We start from the raw sequence: 15,630 nt of genomic DNA on the forward strand, positions 1-15,630 counted from the left end.
AAATCATCTGAAACGATTTGGAAGTAATCCATCTTTTCTAACTATAAATAAGTAGCTCAGTGCCCCAGCTCAGTTCACTTCTAGGTTAATTATAGTATAGGTGAATAATCAACGTCAAAGAGGATTCAAAAATGTCGTTATTTCTTTAATTTGACATCTAAATTATATTGAGGCACAACCCTGTTTATCATGCCTTGTATTCGCTGCATTTCCTCTTTTCTCTTTTTTTCCGTCTTGATTTGGCCTTTATCATGGACCGTAACATGTATGGTATTCCCATTAAACCAAACGGAGCCCGCCTCATAATTAGTTTCAGAATCAATGACTCCGCGGATTTCATCAATTTGCTGCCCCATGGATGGAGAATTATTGGACGTATGATGCGGTGTGTTGAGGAGCTGATCCGATGGCCGTTCCGTTTCATTGTCCCAATCTTTATTGGATACTTGATTTAAACCCTTGCCAACAAGATCCTTGCCATCACGGGATTGATCCCCATATTCCGAATCATTATTTATTGCATTGTCATTTTGGCCGCATGCCGTTAGTACAGCAAGCAGAAAGGCCGTCATAATAAGCAATTTCAATTTCATATTTTTTCCCTCCATTTTGACTGGGTAAGAAGAACATTTCCCCGTTAGCCTGCCCAAAATGGGGCAATATTTATCTTCTATTTCCCTTCCATGTATTGGTCATGAACCTCAGCAGTTTTTTCTACCACTTATAATTATTCCTTACCGTTTCCATAAAAAAAAGCACCCTACGATCATAGGGCACCATCATTCAAATATGTTCTTTGATCCCAACAGCCTGCTTACCCGGAACTTCGTGATGATGGCGGCAGCGGGGCTCGTATGATTCCGATGCACCCACAAGGATGATTGGCTCATCATAGGAGGCCGGCTCCCCATCTATCAATCGCTGTGTCCTGCTCGCAGGTGATCCGCACACTTCACACACAGCCTGCAGCTTAGTCACCGATTCTGCAAGCGACAATAGAACAGGCATAGGACCGAATGGTTCACCTCTGAAATCTTGATCGAGTCCAGCCATGATCACTCGATAACCGCTGTCCGCAAGATGCTGGGCAACCCCGATAATTTCATGATCAAAAAATTGCACTTCATCTATTGCAATGATATCCAGGGGCTTGTCCAAATACTTAAAAATATCCGTTGAATGGGCAATCGGTTTTGCCATCACAGAAGAGCCATTATGTGATACGACAGCCTCTTCCGCATAGCGATTATCAATAGCTGGTTTAAATACAGCTATTTGCTCTTTAGCAAATTGAGCACGGCTGACTCGTTTAATCAATTCCTCAGATTTACCTGAAAACATGCTTCCGCAAATAAGCTCGATCCAGCCTGTTTGTTTCATTACATACATGGAAACAGCTACTCCCTTCCACCTGTCGATCCCTTGGCCATAATTGAAGTCGACCCGGCTTTATATAAATTCTTACTTGTTTATGAAAAAGAAAAAACAGGCAAGAAAAATACTTGCCTGTTTTTTAAAAAGTCCGGCTTATTTAATACCGTATTTTTTGTTGAAACGATCAACACGTCCGCCAGCTTCAGCGAATTTTTGACGACCAGTATAGAATGGGTGGCACTCTGAACAAGTCTCAACTTTGATCTCTTCTTTAACTGAACCAGTTTCAAAAGTGTTTCCGCAAGAGCAAATTACTTTTGAAAGCTTATAATTTGGATGAATTCCAGTTTTCATTCTTTTCAGCTCCTTATGCCCTGAATCATTCGAAACAGAGTTATATACTTCAAGTTGAGGGAAAAGCACCCTCACATTTATTGTAAAAACACATGAACTCATTATAACAACTTAAGACTAGTTGTGCAACTGTTTGTTTCTTACAGGGTTTAAGAACGTTTTACGCTCGCTGGCCCCTTTTTCATTTCTGACATCTCTTCATCCAGCTTACTGAAAAATTCTTCATTACCTTTTGTCTGTTTTAGACGGCGAAGGAATTTCTCCGAGAAATCGGGTGAATCTGACATTGTTTTCCTAATGGCCCATAGTTTATCCAGGCGATCTTTCGGAATTAACAATTCTTCTTTACGAGTTCCTGAGCGACGAATATCGATTGCCGGGAAGATGCGTCTTTCGGCAAGGGCACGATCTAAATGCAGCTCCATATTGCCCGTACCTTTAAATTCTTCATAAATGACATCGTCCATTCTTGAACCCGTATCTACCAATGCTGTAGCAAGGATCGTCAGGCTGCCGCCTTCCTCGATATTCCTCGCCGCACCGAAAAAGCGTTTTGGACGGTGGAATGCAGCAGGGTCAATACCCCCTGATAGTGTACGCCCGCTCGGCGGAATGACAAGGTTGTAAGCACGGGCAAGTCGAGTGATGCTGTCCATTAAAATGATGACATCCCGTTTATGCTCCACTAGGCGCATGGCTCGTTCTAACACCAGCTCAGCTACCTTGATATGGTTTTCCGGCACTTCATCGAAAGTTGAACTTACCACGTCACCTGCGACGGAACGTTCAATGTCTGTCACTTCTTCCGGGCGTTCATCGATCAACAGCACAATCAATTCCGATTCGGGATGGTTTGTGGTTATCGCATTGGCAATTTCCTTGATGAGCATCGTTTTACCGGCTTTTGGCGGTGCGACAATCAGACCACGCTGCCCAAAACCGACCGGTGCCAGGACATCCATAATCCTGGTCGATAAGTTCTTCGGTGTCGTTTCCAGTTTAATTTGCCTGTTTGGATACAGTGGTGTTAAACCTGGAAAGTGGACACGCTCTTTAGCTGATTCCGGATTATCGCCATTGACTGCTTCGACATGCAGCAATCCATAATAGCGCTCGTTTTCTTTTGGAGGCCTTACCTTACCGGACACTTTATCTCCATTTCGCAAATCGAATCTGCGGATCTGTGAAGCAGAAATATAAATATCCTCCGAGCTTGGAGAATAATTAATTGGACGCAGGAAACCGAAGCCCTCTGAAGGTATGATCTCTAAAACGCCCTCCATGAATAGGAGACCATCCTGCTCAGCTTGTGCTTTCAGGATAGCGAAAATAAGTTCCTTTTTTGAAAGTTTGCTGTAATAGGAAACTTTATATTCACGCGCGTGCTCATATAGATCCTTTAGTTTCATGTTTTCTAAATTAGAAATAGTTAAATTCATTATGACACCACACTTTTATTAATTAAACGTTTTCACCCATACTGAAAAAGAAATGGTTTGTTAGATGGAAGAAAAACCGCAATCCATGTACCCGACCAGAGTTTTCTTAGAAAGGATGATACATTTTTACATGTAAAGAAGAAAATTATTTGAAGGCTTCTTGAAGTTTGGAGTGAAAGGGCAGATTTTAAATTATTAATAGTAGACCAAGCTTTATTTTACTTTTTTTATTTTAATTATTCAACTTAAATTTTTTTAAAGAGAAAGCGAGCGATGAAACCGCTCGCTTTTTAAAAGTGATTTTTCTAAAAAACGCTATCAGTCAATCAAACCATTCGGTTTAATCTTAAGACTGTGACGCCCATCAATGAATCGAACGGTACCAGATTTAGCACGCATGACCACGGATTGTGTTTCACCGTAATGCCCTTTAAATTGTACACCGCGTAAAAGTTCTCCATCAGTCACACCTGTTGCAGCAAAAATTGCGTCATCTCCGCGAACAAGGTCTTCCATTCTGAGGACTTTTCCTAAATCAAGGCCCATTTTTCCACAGCGTTCCACTTCTTCATCACTTTGAGGAACGAGCTTACCCTGAATTTCCCCTCCAAGGCATTTCAAGGCAACGGCTGCAATAACTCCCTCTGGAGCTCCGCCAGATCCGAATAAGATATCAACACCGGTAAGATCGAAGGCCGTATTTATGGCTCCCGCTACATCTCCATCGTTGATCAACTTGATACGTGCCCCCGCCTCACGAAGTTCATGAATGATCTTCGAATGACGATCACGGTTCAATACTGTTGCAACCACGTCTTGGATATCTTTATTCTTTGCCTTGGCTACCGCTTTCAGGTTGTCCAATACGGAAGCATTGATATCAATCTGACCAACAGCCTCGGGTCCGACAGCTATTTTATCCATATACATATCCGGGGCATGCAGCAAGTTCCCCTTATCGGCTATCGCCAGTACAGCCAATGCATTCCAGCCGCCAGATGCAACGATGTTCGTTCCTTCCAAAGGATCAACAGCAACATCCACTAGCGGCCCAAGACCAGTACCAAGTTTTTCGCCAATATAAAGCATTGGCGCTTCATCCATTTCCCCTTCACCGATTACAACCGTTCCTTGCATGGGAATAGTATTGAAAACATCCCGCATTGCAGTTGTTGCTGCATCATCTGCTTCGTCTTTCTTTCCTCTTCCCATCCAACGAGCTGAATTCAGTGCTGCCGCCTCTGTTACGCGGACAAGCTCCATCGATAAACTTCTTTCCATTTCCGGTTCCCCCTCATGTACACTAGCATGATTTATTTATATATTAGTATAACACATTATATCATATATAGTAACACAATGAGGTAACAAGAAAAGGGATCAGCTTTTAAGCTGCTCCACTTCTTCTTGCGTCAGTTCTTCACGCCAAATCGTCGCTCCCAAACCCGAAAGTTTTTCAACAAGATGGCTATATCCGCGATCTATATGTTCAAGCCCGGTCACTTCCGTAATCCCTTCAGCCATTAAACCGGCAATTACAAGAGCTGCTCCGGCACGTAAATCGCTTGCCTTCACTTTTGCCCCATGAAGTTGGACAGGACCATCGACGATGCCTGCTCTGCCCTCGACTTTGATCTTCGCATTCATGCGTCGCAGTTCATCAATATGCTTAAATCGTGCCCCGTATATCGTATCGGTCACCATGCTAGAACCGCTTGCTTTTGTTAAAAGGGAAGTGAAAGGTTGCTGAAGATCTGTTGGGAATCCAGGGTAAACCAATGTCTTGATATCAACGGGTTTATATTTCTCTCCTGGTGAGACAAATATCTGGTCATCACCCGCTTCAATATTAATCCCCATTTCCCTTAATTTAGCAGTCAATGACTCCAAATGCTGGGGAATGACATTATCGATAAGAATCCCTTCACCAACAGCAGCGGCTAAAATCATGAAAGTACCGGCTTCAATCCGATCCGGTATGATCGTATGCTTGCACCCATGCAAACTTTCCACACCATCAATACGAATGATATCCGTTCCTGCACCCTTTATTTTCGCTCCCATATTGGTCAACAGTGTGGCAACATCAATGATTTCCGGTTCTTTCGCAGCATTTTCAATCACAGTGCGGCCTTTGGCCAAAACGGCGGCAAGCATGATGTTGATCGTTGCCCCTACACTAACGACATCCAAATATATGCGAGCTCCCCGGAGCTCGTCCGCCCTAAGGTAAATGGCTCCTTGTTCATTCGTCACTTGAGCGCCTAGTGCTTCGAACCCCTTAATATGCTGATCTATCGGACGGGGTCCTAAATGGCAGCCTCCAGGCAAGCCGATCACTGCCTTTTTGAATTTACCAAGCATTGCCCCCATCAAATAATAAGAGGCACGTAACTTCTTGACCCTTCCATTGGGAAGAGGCATTGAAATCATCCTACTTGGGTTGACTGTCATTTCTCCTTCATCAAAGGATACCTCACCGCCAATTTCCTCCATTAACGCTTTCAGCATCTGTACATCCGAGATATCAGGCAGGCCTTCAATCGTTACGGGAGAGTCCGCTAAAATTGTTGCCGGAATAAGGGCAACCGCACTATTTTTTGCTCCGCTGACACGAATGCTTCCCTTTAAAGGATAGCCACCGGCAATTTTAAGTTTTTCCATAATAAACTCCCTTCCACGCTAAGCACTTAGAAGCTACTTTCAAAAGTAATATTTTACCACAGGGAAATTGCATAATCCGACAACATTTACTATCTAGTTCTTTAGTTTACACAAAAGTAGAAAATTCATGTAAAAAAAGATAAAAATTTCTAATTTATGTTAATTTTATTAAAAGAGTGCAATCTATAGCGACTTAGCGGCAAGGCATTATGCTTCAGTGCGTGAATTCCAATCATTCAAGAAAGCTTCAATCCCTTTATCCGTTAATGGGTGGTGGAATAATTGCAATAAAACTTTATAAGGGATCGTTGCAATATGTGCCCCTTTAAGAGCCGCTTCTGTAATATGCATCGGATGGCGGATGGAAGCTGCAATGATCTCAGCGTTGATATCATGGATCGCAAATATGTCAGCAATATCCGAAATTAAATCCAAACCATTTTGTCCGATGTCGTCCAAGCGTCCTAAAAATGGCGATACATAAGTTGCTCCTGCCCTAGCTGCCAATAAAGCTTGGTTGGCACTGAAAATAAGCGTGACATTAGTTTTGACACCTTGTTTTGTAAGTGCTGAAACAGCCTTCAAGCCGTCTGGGGTCATTGGCACTTTAATCGTGATATTAGGTGCAATGGCAACGAGTTCCTTGGCTTCAGCCATCATTCCTTCAAAATCAAGCGCAATGACTTCAGCAGAAACGGATTCCTTAACAAGGCTTGTGATTTCTTTTAGCCGGTCATGGAAAGAAACGCCCTTTTCTCTTGCAACAAGGGATGGGTTAGTCGTGACACCTGCTAAAACGCCAAGTTCGTGCGCTTGTTTGATTTCTTCCATGTTTGCTGTATCTATAAAGAATTTCATAAAATATCCTCCGTATGTAATCGATTTTTTACTTCCTATATGCCCTGAATTCTAATTGTTCTAAAAATGGAGCCCGGATTCAGCCCTGCATTTAAAAGAAACCATTAGGGGGGAGCCCCCCCAATGGGAATATTGCCTTTATCATCTTACATTTAAAGGGATGGAACCCTTATGTTACGATTCTAAATTATGCTTTGCCGTTTGAACCGAATTCACGTATTTTGCCGATGACAGTTTCTTTAATCGCTTCACGGCCAGGTACCATGTATTTACGTGGATCGTACACTTCAGAATCGTTATTCAAAATTTCACGAACCGCTTTTGTGAACACAATTTGATTTTCCGTATTCACATTGATCTTTGATGTTCCAAGTGAAATCGCTTTTTGGATATCTTTCGTAGGTATGCCTGTACCGCCATGAAGAACAAGAGGTTTGTTCGTTAAATCACGTACTTCTTCCATTTCTTTATAGCCTAAGTTAGGTTCACCTTTGTATGGTCCGTGAACGGATCCCAAAGCTGGAGCAAAACAGTCGACATTCGTTTCTTTAACTAACTGTTCACATTCTTGAGGGTCTGCATATACGACTCCATCAGCGATTACATCATCTTCTTGTCCGCCAACCGTGCCCACTTCCGCTTCAACCGAAACATTCCGTGCGTGAGCGAATTCGACAACCTTCTTGGTTGTTTCGATATTTTCTTCGATCGGATGATGTGAAGCATCGATCATTACTGAAGTGAATCCGGCTTCGATAGCTTCCTTACATTTATCAAAACTTGAACCATGGTCAAGGTGAATCGCCACAGGAACAGTGATTTTCATGTCTTCCAACAATCCTTGAACCATCATGACAGTCGTTTTAAAACCACCCATATGACGGGCAGCACCTTCGGAAACACCAAGGATGACTGGAGATTTTTCTTGTTCTGCAGCAGCTAAAATGGCTTGAGTCCATTCAAGGTTATTGATATTGAATTGACCTACTGCATATTTTTCATCAAGGGCTTTATTCAGCATATCTTTCATAGAAACTAAAGGCATTTGATTTCCTCCTACTAGTGGATGTTATGATTTTTAAAGTTAATTCTTTCTAGATATTCCCTAAAACCAAAGTAGCATACGCTTATAAATCAGAATATCTCTCCTCTTTTAGCATATCAATACATCAAAAAAACAGCAACAATTAGCACTATTCCATGCCTCAAATTTTATTCCAAAAAAACACGGCCCATCTAAAAAAAGATAGCCGCGGCAATTTCCCCGTCAATAATATTAAATTTTCAAGACCGTTAACTCGATTGAATCGGTAAGTATTCTCGAACGGCCTTTCTAATATCATCAATATCAAACGGCTTTGCAAAGTGTGTCATTGCCCCTAAATCCTTTGCTTCCTGAATCATATCAAGTTCACCATATGCCGTCATGATTATGACCCGGATGTCCGGATCGACGACTTTCATCCTTTTCAAGATCTCAATGCCATCCATTCCAGGAATCTTCATATCCAGCAATACAAGATCAGGTGAATGATTATTTAGCACTTCCAAGGCTTGAATGCCATTAGCCGCTTGAAATGTTTCATACCCTTCTTTATGTAAAACCTCGTTCAATAAAATACGAATCCCGAATTGATCATCAACAATCAATATTTTCCCTGGCATTTTATCACCTCTCCGCTTCCCGATTCATCAATAAAATATATTAGCCTATTCGGCCATATTACCCGAAAAAGGGTAGTTACATAGATTGCGTTAAATCACTTGAGGTCCAACGCATTTATTCCTTCATGATTTCTATGTTCATATTCGATAATTGTAACAAAATTCCTGCTATATGGCTAAAAGGAATTTTAATTTTTTTGTTTTTTCGACCGATTTAGTAAATTCAGCCCTTTGGATCAAAAGCCCTGAAACCTGTCAATGCAAAGGAAAGTCCTTTATAATAAGTATATTATTTTTTAAAGGAGTCCCTGATCATGTTAAAAATTTTCTCGACACAGATAAGTGGTTTATTTAAAAAAATGATTGAAAATGAGGCCTTTGAAATGGAGGATGCCGGACGCTTGCTCGCTCAGGCTGCAGTTGGGGACGGTTCTGTGTTCATTCACGGTTTTGGTGAAATGCAGGGCGTCACTGCCGAGGCTTTGAATGGGGCGGAGCCCTTTCCTAAGGCAAAAAGATATGAATCAGGAGAAACTTTTTCCAGGGAAGATCGATTTCTTATATTCAGCCGCCATTCGGACGATTCAGAGGCATTGATGCTGGCAAAACAACTCAAGGAAAAATATATACCATTTGTTGCAGTTTCTACATCCGTCCCTTCAGAAGAGGATTCTCTTTTGGAGTTGGCTGACGTTCATATTGATTTACGTATCCAACGGGGATTGATTCCCGATGAAACTGGAAATCGATATGGGTACCCTACCCTCATTGCCGCTCTTTTCGCTTATTATGGGATTAAATTCACTCTTGAAGAAATCATAAAAGAATATGAAGATGAAGAATGATATCTTCATATTAAACAAAAAAAAACAGCCACATGGGCTGTTTTTTTTATTAAAGATTTTTGCCGTACTTTAATGACATACCGACAAAGTCACGGAATAGCGGCTGCGGACGGTTAGGACGCGACGTGAATTCCGGATGGAATTGAGAAGCCACAAACCAAGGATGATCTTTTAGTTCAACGATTTCAACTAGACGACCATCTGGACTTGTACCGGAGAACACGAATCCTGCCTCTTCCATAGCTTGACGATAGTGGTTATTGAATTCATAACGGTGACGGTGACGTTCATAAACAACCTCGTCATTATACGCTTCGTATGCTTTAGTACCTTCGATAAGCTTACATGGATACAGACCAAGACGCAGTGTTCCGCCCAAATCTTCTACGTCCTTCTGCTCAGGAAGAAGATCGATGATTGGATCTGGAGTATCTTCCTTAATTTCTGCGGAATGTGCTTCTGGCAATCCTAGGACGTTGCGTGCATACTCAATGGACGCCAACTGCATGCCTAAGCAAATTCCGAAGAATGGTTTTTTTGTCGTGCGGGCAAATTCGGTCGCTGCAATTTTCCCTTCAATTCCACGATCTCCAAATCCGCCAGGGACAAGGATTCCATCTGCATCTTGAAGAAGTTCAGCAACATTTTCTTTAGTTACGTCCTCGGAATTCACCCAGTCGATTTCAACATCTGCATCAAATGCGTAACCAGCATGCTTAAGTGCTTCCACTACAGAAAGATAAGCATCTTGCAATTCAACATATTTTCCGACTAAGGCGATTTTCGTTTTCTTCGATAAAGAAGTAACCTTTTTGACTAGTTCCTTCCAATCTTCCATATCCGCTTCGCCACAGTCCAATTGCAAGTGATCACAAACGATTTGGTCCATATTTTGTGCTTGAAGCGCAAGAGGGATGGAGTAAAGTGTATCCGCATCAAGACATTCGATAACAGAATTTTTATCGATATCGCAGAATAAAGCGATTTTATCCTTCATATCTTGTGAAATCGGGCTTTCTGTACGTGCAACGATGATATTTGGCTGAATGCCAAGACTGCGTAATTCTTTTACACTATGCTGTGTCGGTTTTGTTTTCATTTCACCAGCAGCTTTGATGTAAGGAACCAGTGTACAATGGATATACATAACATTATTGATACCGATATCACTCTTGATTTGGCGAATCGCTTCAAGGAATGGAAGAGACTCGATATCCCCTACAGTACCGCCAATTTCAGTGATGACTATATCGGCATTCGTTTCATTACCTGAACGGAAAACGCGTTCTTTAATTTCATTCGTGATATGGGGGATGACTTGAACCGTTCCACCTAGATAATCGCCACGGCGTTCTTTTCTCAGGACGGTTGAATAAATTCTGCCTGTAGTCACATTGCTGTGTTTACCAAGGTTGATATCAATGAAACGCTCATAGTGCCCTAAATCCAAATCCGTTTCAGCACCATCATCCGTTACAAACACTTCACCATGTTGATATGGACTCATCGTACCAGGATCCAAGTTGATATAAGGGTCAAACTTCTGGATCGTAACATTCAATCCCCTATTTTTTAATAATCTACCTAAAGAAGCTGCCGTTATCCCTTTTCCCAAGGAAGAAACTACTCCACCTGTCACAAAAATATATTTTGTCATCTTATATCCTCCTATAGAATGTTTTCTTCCAATTCTGTTCTTCACATCATTAAATCGGAACCTGAATCGAATCTTCCGCCACATGAGCGGTTAAAAGCAAAAACCGTAAACCAGTACAAACCATTAATCACTTAAAGGTCTTTAGTGAGAGTCATGCAGGATACATGAACAAGAGTAAATTTCCTTAAATGACGTAAACATAAATATGTTCTCTATAGTTTTTACAATTCTACGAGAAATCATTTTTAAAAATAAAAAAATGATGTCATTTATTCATTCCATCATTAAAAACAAAAACGCTCCGCTTACAATAAAAGTAAGGGAGCGATATAATTTAATCATTGTGTCCTTTTTTAAGGAGCCCAAAAATGATTCTACAAATTTCGCCTCAAAAAGTCAAGGGCGATTATTTATTTCTTATCCTCTTCATTCAAGTCATCTTCGTCTTCATCTTCGTCCTCATCATCTTCAAGGACAAATGCATCATCTTCGATTATTTCTTCTTCCAGATCGTCGTCATCATCCACGTCATCATCCAAAAGCACTTCGTCGATGACTGGAGTACCTAGAATATCATCATCGTCGTCATCTTCATCCTCGTCCAGATCATCGACATCTTCTTCAAAGTCAAGGTCTTCGTCTTCAAGTTCATCGAAATCGTCGATAACGACAGCTGCCTTTTTGGCTTTCTTTTTCTTTTTAGGTTTTACAACATGTACGACTTCTTCTTCGATTTGGTCAACTGGGTACCATGTTTTCAATCCCCAGCGGTTGTCTCCAAGTGAAGTGAAGCGGCCATCCACATTTAAATCCGTATAGAATTGTGCAATTTTCTTTTCCACTTCCGCTTTAGATAAATGGTGCAGCGAAGCTAATTCACTTATTAATTCTTTAAATGGAATCGGTTCATTTCTTTCCACTAACAAATCATATGCCATCTCAATTAAGGACATTTCCAACAATTGCTCTTTTGAGTATTGTTTTAAACTCAAATTCCGCACTTCCCTTCTCTATTCAAACACTGAATTCCGTGTTTTTTCACATAAAAAAATAATCTAAAACAGTAGTTCGATAAAATAACGACAATTCCTGCTAGACATATACTCCATTATAAACAATCTAAATGGGTTTATGCTAGTTCTATATGATACTTTCACACATTTACCTTATTGTCTATCATTCACAGGAAACCAAAAGGTAAATATCATTCCTTTTTCTTTTTGGATTTCTGACGATATGCTGCCGTAAAAAAGACAACCGTCAGGATAAAAAAAGAAATGGCACCCAATTGATGCTCATACAGCTCAAATAAAAAAATGATGGCAAGAATGTAACCTATGATTAATCCAATCATTTTCAGGTTCATTTTCTCAACTCCAATAGGGCTGATTCTTCATTTTTGCCCCTTTTCCAAATAATTATAAGGTAAAATCTTCATTTTGTTAAAAAAGAGGGGAATTATTAAAAAAAGAGGCCCCTAAACGTTCGGAGCCCCCTTCTTGGTTTACATATTCCTTCGATATTGACCTCCTACATCATATAGCGCCCTCGTTATCTGCCCCAGACTGGCCACTCTCACACAGTTCATGAGTTCGGCAAAGATATTTTCCCCATTCATGGCTGCCAATTTCAGTTTAGTTAGCGCCTCTTCCGTGAGCTCCTTATTTCTTTCCTGGAATGACCGGAGATTCATGATTTGCCCTTCCTTTTCTTCCTTCGTTGCACGGGCAATTTCCATGCTGTTCACTGCTTCTTCGGAAGGAGGGTTTGGGTTCAAATACGTATTGACACCAATGATCGGCAATTCTCCCGTATGCTTTTTCATTTCGTAATGCATCGATTCATCCTGGATTTTCCCGCGCTGATACTGCGTCTCCATTGCACCCAGCACACCGCCTCGATCGTTGATGCGATCGAATTCTTGCAGTACGGCCTCTTCAACCAGATCCGTCAATTCCTCTACGATGAAGGCACCTTGCATCGGGTTTTCATTTTTTGAGAGACCATGCTCCTTTGTAATGATCATTTGTATGGCCATTGCCCGGCGCACGGATTCTTCAGTAGGTGTCGTGATGGCTTCATCGTACGCATTAGTATGCAGGGAGTTACAGTTGTCCTGCAGTGCCATTAAAGCCTGAAGCGTCGTTCTGATATCATTAAAATCAATTTCTTGCGCATGAAGGGAGCGCCCAGAAGTCTGTACATGGTATTTGAGCTTCTGGCTACGGTCATTCGCACCATATTTATCCCGCATGACAGTCGCCCAAATCCTTCTTGCCACCCTCCCGATAACCGTATATTCCGGGTCGAGCCCATTTGAGAAGAAGAACGACAAATTCGGGGCAAAGTCATCAATATTCATTCCGCGACTTAAATAATATTCGATGTAAGTAAAGCCATTCGCTAATGTAAAAGCCAGCTGTGAAATGGGATTGGCACCCGCTTCTGCAATGTGATAGCCGGAAATGGATACAGAGTAGTAGTTCCTGACTTTCCGATCGATGAAATATGCTTGAATGTCCCCCATTAACCTTAAAGCAAATTCCGTAGAGAAGATGCATGTATTCTGGCCTTGGTCCTCTTTCAGAATATCCGCTTGAACAGTTCCGCGTACCGTTTGAAGGGTATAAGCCTGCACTTCTTCAGCTTCGGCATCAGTGAGGGGACGGCCTAACTCTTCTTCTTTCCGTTGAATCTGCTGATCGACTGCAGTATTCATATACATGGCCAAAATGATTGGTGCCGGTCCATTGATGGTCATGGAAACAGATGTTGAGGGGTGGCAAAGATCAAAGCCTGCATACAGCTTTTTCATGTCATCCAACGTACAGATGCTGACTCCGCTTTCCCCTACCTTTCCATAGATATCAGGCCGGTGATCAGGGTCCTCGCCATATAAAGTTACAGAATCGAAAGCCGTACTAAGCCGTTTAGCATTATCATCCTTTGACAAATAATGAAAACGCCTGTTGGTTCGGTCGGGCGATCCTTCACCGGCAAATTGCCGCTTCGGGTCTTCCCCTTCACGCTTGAATGGAAAGACTCCCGCTGTGTAAGGAAAGAAGCCCGGAACGTTTTCACGGAATACCCATCCTAAGATCTCTCCATAATCCACATATTTAGGCAGTGATACTCTCGGAATCATTAAACCTGATAAACTTTTGGTTTTCAGCTTTGTGACGATTTCTTTATCCCTGACTTTTGTTACAAACTGCTCCCCTGCATACTTTTCTTTTAAATCCATCCATCCAGAAAGGATTTTTTTAGATTCAGGTGATAAATTCAAAGCGGTATCCTTTTTCAGTTTTTCTAAAGAAGCCACCATCTCGTCGTTGTTATCATTTTCCTTAATTGCATCGATTGCTCCTTCAAGCTGGAAAAGCCTCCGGGCAATGCGTACTTGTTCAGCCGTACGCTTATGATACGATCTGACCGTATCACTGATTTCACGTAAATAATACCGACGGTCAGTAGGAATGATGACATTTTGCTTGTAAACATCCGCTTCTTTCGAAAAGGCCGTACTCCAAACCGTCCCTGATTTTTCATTAAGCTTTTCAATCAGCGCAGCGAATAATGCATTGGTGCCTGGGTCATTGAATTGGGAAGCGATCGTACCGTATACTGGCATTTCTGATGGATCTTGATCAAAAAGTGTACGGCTTCTTTGGTATTGCTTTTGAACTTGGTTTTTTGCATCCTCGGAGCCTTTACGCTCGTATTTGTTAATGACTATCAAGTCTGCATAATCAATCATATCAATTTTTTCAAGTTGCGAAGGTGCACCGAATTCACTCGTCATTACATACATGGATACATCGCATATTTCGGCAATTTCTGCATCTCCCTGACCAATTCCGCTCGTTTCAACGATGATTAAATCGAAGCCAGCTGCCTTTACGACTGAAATGGCATCTTTTATCGCCAAAGACAGCTCACTTTTTGAATGGCGCGTGGCTAGGCTCCGCATATAAACACGCTCTGAAAAGATCGAGTTCATTCTGATCCTGTCACCAAGCAGGGCACCGCCCGTTTTCTGTTTGGTCGGGTCTACAGATAGGATGGCGACTCTTTCTTCTGGAATTTCGTTAATGAACCTTCGTATCAATTCATCAGTCAATGAACTTTTTCCAGCGCCGCCAGTCCCTGTAATTCCTAGAACGGGAACCTTCTTTTCGGAAGTCTTGATCTGCTCAAAAAGACTCTCCACCGCTGCCGCTGATTCCTGTGAAACATCGAGTCTATTTTCGGCAAAGGTAATAAATTGGGCAATGGCATTTGTTCCCCCGGCAATCAATTCATCAAAGCGTTCTTGTAAAGATGGTTTGACTGTCGAGAAATCACACTCCTCCATCAATACGTTTATCATTCCTTGAAGCCCATATTCCCGCCCTTCATCAGGCGAAAAGATACGGGCAATCCCATAATCATGCAGTTCTTTAATTTCCCTTGGGATGATGACCCCGCCTCCGCCGGCAAAAATCCGAATGTGCTCGGCTCCCTTTTCCTTCAGCAGGTCATACATATATTTAAAATATTCCACATGTCCGCCTTGGTAAGATGACATGGCTATGCCTTGAACATCTTCCTGGATGGCCGCATTCACGATCTCTTCTACCGAACGATTATGACCTAGGTGAATAACTTCTGCCCCGCTGGACTGAAGGATTCTCCTCATTATATTGATGGATGCGTCATGCCCATCAAATAAACTCGAAGCTGTGACGAATCTAATATGGTTCTTCGGTTTATACACCTCAACTGTACTCATATA

General features: G+C 41.8%; 14 protein-coding genes. 1 reads left to right on the plus strand and 13 read right to left on the minus strand.

All coding sequences use genetic code 11. From position 1 onward, the window contains the following. Positions 1-137: 137 nt before the first annotated feature. The 9 genes from J7J00_RS20165 to J7J00_RS20205 all read right to left on the minus strand — a co-directional run bounded on the left by J7J00_RS20165 (position 138) and on the right by J7J00_RS20205 (position 8,354). Positions 138-593 carry a hypothetical protein gene (locus J7J00_RS20165; protein ID WP_214794041.1) on the minus strand — a complete coding sequence of 152 codons (456 nt, stop codon included), beginning with the start codon at positions 591-593 and terminating at the stop codon, positions 138-140. Positions 594-783: 190 nt separating this feature from the next. Next, complete coding sequence (locus J7J00_RS20170; protein WP_034315845.1) at positions 784-1,389, minus strand: thymidine kinase; 606 nt, start codon at positions 1,387-1,389, stop codon at positions 784-786. Between the two features lie 138 nt (positions 1,390-1,527). After that, positions 1,528-1,728, minus strand: a complete 201-nt coding sequence (gene rpmE, locus J7J00_RS20175; protein ID WP_034315847.1) for a 50S ribosomal protein L31 — start codon at positions 1,726-1,728, stop codon at positions 1,528-1,530. A 149-nt stretch (positions 1,729-1,877) separates the two neighbouring features. Beyond that, positions 1,878-3,167: a transcription termination factor Rho gene (gene rho, locus J7J00_RS20180; RefSeq protein WP_034315849.1), complete on the minus strand. Its 1,290-nt coding sequence runs from the start codon at positions 3,165-3,167 to the stop codon at positions 1,878-1,880. A gap of 318 nt (positions 3,168-3,485) precedes the next feature. Further along, positions 3,486-4,448: a class II fructose-bisphosphatase gene (glpX, locus tag J7J00_RS20185; protein WP_214794044.1), complete on the minus strand. Its 963-nt coding sequence runs from the start codon at positions 4,446-4,448 to the stop codon at positions 3,486-3,488. Between the two features lie 99 nt (positions 4,449-4,547). Beyond that, positions 4,548-5,831: a UDP-N-acetylglucosamine 1-carboxyvinyltransferase gene (locus tag J7J00_RS20190; protein ID WP_214794047.1), complete on the minus strand. Its 1,284-nt coding sequence runs from the start codon at positions 5,829-5,831 to the stop codon at positions 4,548-4,550. Positions 5,832-6,038: 207 nt separating this feature from the next. Next, the gene (fsa, locus tag J7J00_RS20195) at positions 6,039-6,689 is read right to left on the minus strand and encodes a fructose-6-phosphate aldolase (RefSeq protein ID WP_098370202.1); all 651 of its coding nucleotides are present in this window, start codon (positions 6,687-6,689) and stop codon (positions 6,039-6,041) included. Between the two features lie 187 nt (positions 6,690-6,876). Further along, a complete protein-coding gene (locus J7J00_RS20200) occupies positions 6,877-7,734 on the minus strand; it encodes a class II fructose-bisphosphate aldolase (protein ID WP_098370203.1) in 858 nt (285 codons plus the stop codon). Between the two features lie 248 nt (positions 7,735-7,982). Then, complete coding sequence (locus J7J00_RS20205; RefSeq protein ID WP_034315860.1) at positions 7,983-8,354, minus strand: response regulator; 372 nt, start codon at positions 8,352-8,354, stop codon at positions 7,983-7,985. 314 nt (positions 8,355-8,668) lie between these two features. On the opposite strand from J7J00_RS20205, the gene J7J00_RS20210 reads away from it, so the two are divergent. After that, on the plus strand, positions 8,669-9,199 hold the full coding sequence (locus tag J7J00_RS20210; RefSeq protein WP_214794050.1) for a DUF2529 domain-containing protein: 531 nt from the start codon (positions 8,669-8,671) through the stop codon (positions 9,197-9,199). 49 nt (positions 9,200-9,248) lie between these two features. Here the strand turns inward: J7J00_RS20210 and J7J00_RS20215 are convergent, their stop codons facing one another. The 4 genes from J7J00_RS20215 to icmF form a co-directional block, all read right to left on the minus strand. Next, entirely contained in the window at positions 9,249-10,856 is a 1,608-nt protein-coding gene (locus J7J00_RS20215) for a CTP synthase (protein ID WP_076368370.1), read from the minus strand. Positions 10,857-11,266: 410 nt separating this feature from the next. Then, the gene (gene rpoE, locus J7J00_RS20220) at positions 11,267-11,848 is read right to left on the minus strand and encodes a DNA-directed RNA polymerase subunit delta (protein ID WP_214794053.1); all 582 of its coding nucleotides are present in this window, start codon (positions 11,846-11,848) and stop codon (positions 11,267-11,269) included. Positions 11,849-12,060: 212 nt separating this feature from the next. Then, positions 12,061-12,222 carry a hypothetical protein gene (locus J7J00_RS20225; RefSeq protein WP_155726484.1) on the minus strand — a complete coding sequence of 54 codons (162 nt, stop codon included), beginning with the start codon at positions 12,220-12,222 and terminating at the stop codon, positions 12,061-12,063. A gap of 138 nt (positions 12,223-12,360) precedes the next feature. Then, positions 12,361-15,627, minus strand: coding sequence for a fused isobutyryl-CoA mutase/GTPase IcmF (gene icmF / locus J7J00_RS20230; RefSeq protein ID WP_214794056.1), 3,267 nt, complete (start codon positions 15,625-15,627; stop codon positions 12,361-12,363). Positions 15,628-15,630 lie beyond the last annotated feature (3 nt).

Origin of the sequence: Bacillus sp. ISL-4, from assembly GCF_018613275.1 — a bacterium.
In the GTDB taxonomy this organism is placed as follows: Bacteria; Bacillota; Bacilli; order Bacillales; family DSM-1321; genus Peribacillus; species Peribacillus simplex_E.